The sequence below is a fragment of the Acuticoccus kandeliae genome (assembly GCF_003073115.1).
Window position 1 is genome coordinate 1 of the sequence record NZ_QBBV01000008.1, and the last position, 6,623, is coordinate 6,623.

1 protein-coding gene, 2 tRNA genes and 3 rRNA genes are annotated in these 6,623 nt (G+C 58.5%); 5 read left to right on the forward strand and 1 reads right to left on the reverse strand.

Translation table 11 applies throughout. From position 1 onward, the window contains the following. Nucleotides 1-365 precede the first annotated feature (365 nt). The 5 genes from DBV35_RS28970 (at nt 366) to rrf (ending at nt 5,769) form a co-directional block, all read left to right on the forward strand. Nucleotides 366-1,825, forward strand: a 16S ribosomal RNA gene (locus DBV35_RS28970). Between the two features lie 221 nt (nt 1,826-2,046). Next, a tRNA-Ile gene (locus DBV35_RS28975) sits at nt 2,047-2,123 on the forward strand. A gap of 48 nt (nt 2,124-2,171) precedes the next feature. Continuing rightward, nucleotides 2,172-2,247: transfer RNA gene (locus DBV35_RS28980), tRNA-Ala, on the forward strand. 417 nt (nt 2,248-2,664) lie between these two features. Next, nucleotides 2,665-5,374, forward strand: a 23S ribosomal RNA gene (locus DBV35_RS28985). A gap of 280 nt (nt 5,375-5,654) precedes the next feature. Then, nucleotides 5,655-5,769 (forward strand): 5S ribosomal RNA (gene rrf, locus DBV35_RS28990). Together the 16S, 23S and 5S rRNA genes with 2 tRNA genes alongside form the textbook arrangement of a ribosomal RNA operon. 30 nt (nt 5,770-5,799) lie before the next feature. Here the strand turns inward: rrf and DBV35_RS28995 are convergent. Continuing rightward, a partial coding sequence (locus tag DBV35_RS28995; protein WP_157962075.1) for a quinone oxidoreductase family protein occupies nt 5,800-6,623 on the reverse strand: 824 nt, incomplete at its 5' end.

The window sequence follows — 6,623 nt, forward strand, 5'->3', positions numbered from 1 at the left end:
CCGTGTTGACACCGGTGGGGCGGCTGCGTATATCCCCAACCACCGACGGGGCGCGACGCCAACCGGCGCCGCCCTGGAAGGCTTCAGGGACAGATTGGCCAGATGGCCCGAGAGATCGGGGCAAGGGCTTCTGTCCCTCTGAATGTCGGGAGCGCTGCTCCCAACGAGGTTTAGACCTCGGGTTCTTTGACAATCGCATATGAAGAAAGAGAAGCGTGGGCGGCGTTGTCCTTGCGGATCTCGGATCTGGTTTCGGCCGGATCTGGATCGACAAGACAATGGCGGACACGTTTCAGGACGGACCGCTCCGACGTGATGTCGGAGAGTGTGTCCTCGTCAACGTGATCTTGCCGGATCAATTGTCTCAACTTGAGAGTTTGATCCTGGCTCAGAACGAACGCTGGCGGCAGGCTTAACACATGCAAGTCGAACGCACCTTCGGGTGAGTGGCAGACGGGTGAGTAACGCGTGGGAATCTACCTATCGGTTCGGGATAACCTCCGGAAACGGAAGCTAATACCGGATACGCCCCTTGGGGGAAAGATTTATTGCCGATAGATGAGCCCGCGTTGGATTAGCTAGTTGGTGAGGTAACGGCTCACCAAGGCGACGATCCATAGCTGGTCTAAGAGGATGATCAGCCACACTGGGACTGAGACACGGCCCAGACTCCTACGGGAGGCAGCAGTGGGGAATATTGGACAATGGGCGAAAGCCTGATCCAGCCATGCCGCGTGAGTGATGAAGGCCTTAGGGTTGTAAAGCTCTTTCGCTAGGGAAGATAATGACGGTACCTAGTAAAGAAGCCCCGGCTAACTTCGTGCCAGCAGCCGCGGTAATACGAAGGGGGCTAGCGTTGTTCGGAATTACTGGGCGTAAAGCGCGCGTAGGCGGCTCATTAAGTCAGGGGTGAAATCCCGGGGCTCAACCTCGGAATTGCCTTTGATACTGGTGAGCTTGAGTCCGAGAGAGGTGAGTGGAACTCCGAGTGTAGAGGTGAAATTCGTAGATATTCGGAAGAACACCAGTGGCGAAGGCGGCTCACTGGCTCGGTACTGACGCTGAGGTGCGAAAGCGTGGGGAGCAAACAGGATTAGATACCCTGGTAGTCCACGCCGTAAACGATGATAGCTAGCCGTCGGGATGCATGCATCTCGGTGGCGCAGTTAACGCATTAAGCTATCCGCCTGGGGAGTACGGTCGCAAGATTAAAACTCAAAGGAATTGACGGGGGCCTGCACAAGCGGTGGAGCATGTGGTTTAATTCGAAGCAACGCGCAGAACCTTACCAGCTCTTGACATGCCGTGTTACCAGCGGAGACGTTGGGTTCCCTTCGGGGACGCGGACACAGGTGCTGCATGGCTGTCGTCAGCTCGTGTCGTGAGATGTTGGGTTAAGTCCCGCAACGAGCGCAACCCTCGCCTTTAGTTGCCAGCATTCAGTTGGGCACTCTAAAGGGACTGCCGGTGATAAGCCGAGAGGAAGGTGGGGATGACGTCAAGTCCTCATGGCCCTTACGGGCTGGGCTACACACGTGCTACAATGGCAGTGACAATGGGTGAATCCCAAAAAGCTGTCTCAGTTCGGATTGTCCTCTGCAACTCGAGGGCATGAAGTCGGAATCGCTAGTAATCGTGGAACAGCATGCCACGGTGAATACGTTCCCAGGCCTTGTACACACCGCCCGTCACACCATGGGAGTTGGTTCTACCCGAAGACGCTGTGCTAACCGCAAGGAGGCAGGCGGCCACGGTAGGGTCAGCGACTGGGGTGAAGTCGTAACAAGGTAGCCGTAGGGGAACCTGCGGCTGGATCACCTCCTTTCTAAGGATGTTCTGGATCAAGGCTTGCCTTTCCGGAACGCTTGGAAACACGCCGGGTCTACGGACACCGGCTTTAGCGGGATGGCGCCGCCTTCGTTTCTCTTTCTCAAAGAACGGTATGCGTGGGACCGGTCTCCCCTCCCCTCTCGGGGTTGGGTATGGAGACGGGACGCGAACCAACGTTGTGTGTCGGCCCTGTGTTGTGTAAGGGGCTGAGCCGGCGGGCCTGTAGCTCAGGTGGTTAGAGCGTACGCCTGATAAGCGTAAGGTCGATGGTTCGAGTCCATCCAGGCCCACCACGGATCTCGGTGTGGAAGCACGAGAGATTGCCGACGACGCGCGACAGAGGGGCCTTAGCTCAGCTGGGAGAGCACCTGCTTTGCAAGCAGGGGGTCGTCGGTTCGATCCCGACAGGCTCCACCATCGTGAGATCGCTGCGTCGACGACGCGTGACCGTTCGAGAAGAACCGAATTCCTGTCCATCGGACGGGATCGCGCCGCGGAGCGGCGCCTGGGCTTGAGCACTTCGGTGCGGCCCGACACTCCAAGACATCGTGAAGAGAAGGTTTGTTCGCCCACCGGGGTCGAGCAGGACATTGTTACGCGTGAGCGTCACGGTCCTGGTTTGATCGGTTCCGGTGCGACGGGCGGAGGGTATCTCCGACATCCATCCTCGACAGAGGCTGATTGTTCCCCTCCCCTGCCCACATGGTCCTGACCGGCCATGATGGGATGATGCGGACAGATCTCGTGAAACTGGTCTTTCCTTATCGTGTCCACTCACTTCGCAAGAGGTGCACCTCCGCAGGGTGTTTTTGGGTGGGCATTGATAATGAGAGTGATCAAGTGCCTTAAGAGCATCTGGTGGATGCCTAGGCATCGAGAGGCGATGAAGGACGTGGTACGCTGCGAAAAGCCGTGGGGAGTTGCGAACAAACTTTGATCCGCGGATGTCCGAATGGGGAAACCCACCCGTTAAGGGTACCCGAAAGGGAGCGAACCCGGGGAAGTGAAACATCTCAGTACCCGGAGGAAAGGAAATCAACCGATACTCCGCTAGTAGTGGCGAGCGAACGCGGACCAGCCGAGCAACTTAGGAAAGCAGAACCATCTGGAAAGGTGGGCCATAGCGGGTGACAGCCCCGTATGTGGATCCGAAGTTGACGTATCAAGTAGGGCGGGACACGTGAAATCCTGTTCGAAGATGGGGGGACCACCCTCCAAGGCTAAGTACTCCTCGATGACCGATAGTGAACCAGTACCGTGAGGGAAAGGTGAAAAGCACCCCGACAAGGGGAGTGAAATAGTTCCTGAAACCGGATGCTTACAAACAGTGGGAGCCCGCAAGGGTGACCGCGTACCTTTTGTATAATGGGTCAGCGACTTAGTCTGACGAGCAAGCTTAAGCCGGTAGGTGTAGGCGTAGCGAAAGCGAGTCTGAACAGGGCGTTCAGTTCGTCGGATTAGACCCGAAACCGGGTGATCTAGCCATGAGCAGGCTGAAGGTTGGGTAACACCAACTGGAGGGCCGAACCGTTGAATGTTGCAAAATTCTCGGATGACTTGTGGTTAGGGGTGAAAGGCCAATCAAACTCGGTGATAGCTGGTTCTCCGCGAAATCTATTTAGGTAGAGCGTTGGATGAATACCTCTGGGGGTAGAGCACTGGATGGGCTATGGGGGCTTACCGCCTTACTGATCCTAACCAAACTCCGAATACCAGAGAGTACTATCCAGCAGACACACGGCAGGTGCTAACGTCTGTCGTGAAGAGGGAAACAACCCTGATCACCAGCTAAGGCCCCCAAATCGTGGCTAAGTGTGAAAGGATGTAGAGACCCCAAAACAACCAGGATGTTGGCTTAGAAGCAGCCATCATTTAAAGAAAGCGTAACAGCTCACTGGTCTAAATAAGGGTCTCCGCGCCGAAAATGTAACGGGGCTCAAGCCACGTGCCGAAGCTGTGGGCTTGTCTATGACAAGCGGTAGCGGAGCGTTCCGTAGGTCCGTGAAGCCGTACCCGTGAGGGGCGGTGGAGATATCGGAAGTGCGAATGCTGACATGAGTAACGATAAAGGGAGTGAGAGACTCCCTCGCCGAAAGTCCAAGGGTTCCTGCGTAAAGTTAATCTGCGCAGGGTTAGTCGGCCCCTAAGGCGAACCCGAAAGGGGTAGTCGATGGGAATGCAGTTAATATTCTGCAACCTGGTGGTAGTGACGAATGCTGTGTGTTGTACGACCTTATTGGATTGGTTGTGCAGCGAAGGTGTTCCAGGAAATAGCTCCACCGTACAGACCGTACCCGAAACCGACACAGGTGGACTGGTAGAGTATACCAAGGCGCTTGAGAGAACGATGCTGAAGGAACTCGGCAAATTGCCTCCGTAAGTTCGCGAGAAGGAGGCCTCGGGCTTGGGCAACCAGGTTCGAGGGGCACAGACCAGGGGGTAGCGACTGTTTATCAAAAACACAGGGCTCTGCGAAGTCGCAAGACGACGTATAGGGTCTGACGCCTGCCCGGTGCCGGAAGGTTAAAAGGAGGAGTGCAAGCTCCGAATTGAAGCCCCGGTAAACGGCGGCCGTAACTATAACGGTCCTAAGGTAGCGAAATTCCTTGTCGGGTAAGTTCCGACCTGCACGAATGGCGTAACGACTTCCCCGCTGTCTCCAGCATCGACTCAGTGAAATTGAATTCCTCGTGAAGATGCGAGGTTCCTGCGGTCAGACGGAAAGACCCCGTGCACCTTTACTATAGCTTTACACTGGCATTCGTGACGGCATGTGTAGGATAGGTGGTAGGCTTTGAAGCGTGAGCGCCAGCTTGCGTGGAGCCACCCTTGAAATACCACCCTTGCTTTCATGGATGTCTAACCGCGACCTTGGTCCGGGACAGTGTATGGTGGGTAGTTTGACTGGGGCGGTCGCCTCCCAAAGAGTAACGGAGGCGTGCGAAGGTGGGCTCAGAGCGGTCGGAAATCGCTCGTTGAGTGCAATGGCATAAGCCTGCCTGACTGCGAGACTGACAAGTCGAGCAGAGTCGAAAGACGGCCATAGTGATCCGGTGGTCCCGCGTGGAAGGGCCATCGCTCAACGGATAAAAGGTACGCCGGGGATAACAGGCTGATGACACCCAAGCGTCCATAGCGACGGTGTTGTTTGGCACCTCGATGTCGGCTCATCGCATCCTGGGGCTGGAGCAGGTCCCAAGGGTTTGGCTGTTCGCCAATTAAAGCGGTACGTGAGCTGGGTTCAGAACGTCGTGAGACAGTTTGGTCCCTATCTGCCGTGGGTGTCGGAGAATTGAAAGGATCTGCCCCTAGTACGAGAGGACCGGGGTGGACGTACCTCTTGTGGACCTGTTGTGGCGCCAGCCGCATTGCAGGGTAGCTACGTACGGACGGGATAACCGCTGAAAGCATCTAAGCGGGAAACCCACCTTGAAACGAGTTCTCCCTTGAGAGCCGTTGTAGACGACGACGTTGATAGGCTGGATGTGGAAGCGTGGCGACATGCGTAGCTTACCAGTACTAATCGCTCGATCGGCTTGATCACTCTCATTAGTTCATGCCCATTCGCCAGTGGCGAATGGTTCTCTGCCGATGGCGCCGCAACGAGCCCATGCCTTCGGGCTGCTTGTTGTGAGGCTGCGGCAAGAACCGAAACGAATACGATTTTGGAAAGACCGGCTTTTGCCGGACGGGTCCGACCCGCCAGTTTCACGATCTGATCGCAGCGCAAAGGGCGCGTGCGCGGTGCCCAAACGGTGCCCCACACAGCCCGAAGGCATCGCCTCATTGCGCAGCAATCAGCAAAAATGAACGTCCTCTGCCGGCCTGGTGGCCTTTGCGAGGGGCCCCCACCCGATCCCATTCCGAACTCGGCCGTTAACCCCCTCAGCGCCAATGGTACTTCGTCTTAAGACGCGGGAGAGTAGGTCGCTGCCAGGCCTGCCGAGGACGTTCATCAAAACCTTCTCTTCACACCCCCTTCCCCATCACGACAATCTTCCCGACACCATCGCCCGCCCGCAGCGCCACAAACGCTTCGGGCGCGTTTGCGTATGGGACGCGCGCCGCGACGACGGGCCGGACGTGCTCCGCGGCGGCAAGCCCCGCCGCGACGAGCCGGTTGAGCAGCGGCGCATCCCCCAGAAGCTGAAACACCGTGTGGCCGCGGATCGTCACCCCCTTCGCGAGCATCGTCATGATGTCGTAGCGCCCGGTGGCGCCCGCGATCATCTCGTAGCCGACATACACCCCGCCCGTGCCGAGCACCGCGAGCGCCGCGCCCACATAGGCGCCGCCCAGCGGATCGAGCACCGCGTCGATCCCCTCGGGGGCGAGGGCGGTGACGCCGCGCACGAGGTCGTCCGGGGTCGCAATCACCAGCGGGTGCGGCGCGAGCGTCCCGAGGGCGTCCACCTTCTCCGTCCTCCGGGTCGTCGCGATGGTCGTCGCGCCCCAGTGGCGCGCGAGCTGCAGGCCGACGACGCCCATGCCCCCGGTCGCGGCGGTGACCAGCACCGTCTTCCCCCCACCCTCGCCGGGGCCGAGACCCGCCCGCATCAGCGCGCCGCCCATCGTGAAGACGGCCATCCAATAGGCCGCGCCCTCCGCGTCGGAGAAATCCGGCGGCACGGGCAGGAGCGCGGCGAGCGGATAGAGGCCGACGGTGCGCAGCGCACCCATCCCGGCGATGTCGACGCGCATCGGGTTGAGCGCGACGCGGTCGCCAACCGACCAGCCGTGCCCGCCCCCCGGCGCACCAAGCGCGACGATCTCGCCGACCGCCTCGTGGGCGA